The organism is Bacillus hominis, assembly GCF_018332515.1.
Classification (GTDB): Bacteria; Bacillota; Bacilli; order Bacillales; family Bacillaceae_G; genus Bacillus_A; species Bacillus_A hominis.
This window is the reverse complement of the sequence record NZ_BOQD01000558.1, coordinates 1-468: the sequence shown is the minus strand read 5'-3', so window position 1 is coordinate 468 and position 468 is coordinate 1. Positions and strand designations below refer to the sequence as shown.

1 protein-coding gene is annotated in these 468 nt (G+C 32.9%); it reads left to right on the top strand.

What is annotated here, in order from left to right; genetic code table 11:
* Positions 1-99: 99 nt before the first annotated feature.
* On the top strand, positions 100-468 hold a 369-nt coding region (locus KI356_RS27330; protein ID WP_212937020.1), incomplete at its 3' end, for a GNAT family N-acetyltransferase.

The following is a 468-nucleotide window of genomic DNA, read 5'->3' as shown; positions in this document are numbered from 1 at the left end:
ATTGTTGTTCATGAAATAAAGGATGGATATGGTGAAGGGAATTCATTTCATGTGTTTGAATGTAGTATATAACTAGTCAAAACGGAGGATTATACTTATATGATTCAATACAAAAGATGTAGTGAAGTGAGTATAGATTTAGTGTATGAAGCTTTTAAGGACGGGTTTTCAGATTATATTATTAAGATGGAAGTTTCAAAAGAGGATTTTATAAAAAGATTTTTTGGTCCAGAAGGGAATTCACTTGAATACTCCTTTCTTGCTTTAGACGGTGACAAATGTGTTGGTGTAATACTTGGTGGTATTAAGGTATATGAAAGTATAAAAACAATGCGCTGCGGAACATTAGCGGTTCATCCAGAGTTTCGCGGCATTGGTGTAAGTCAAAAGTTATTTGAGTTACATAAAGAAGAAGCGACACAAAATAAATGTAAGCAGCTTTTTCTTGAAGTTATTGTAGGAAACGAT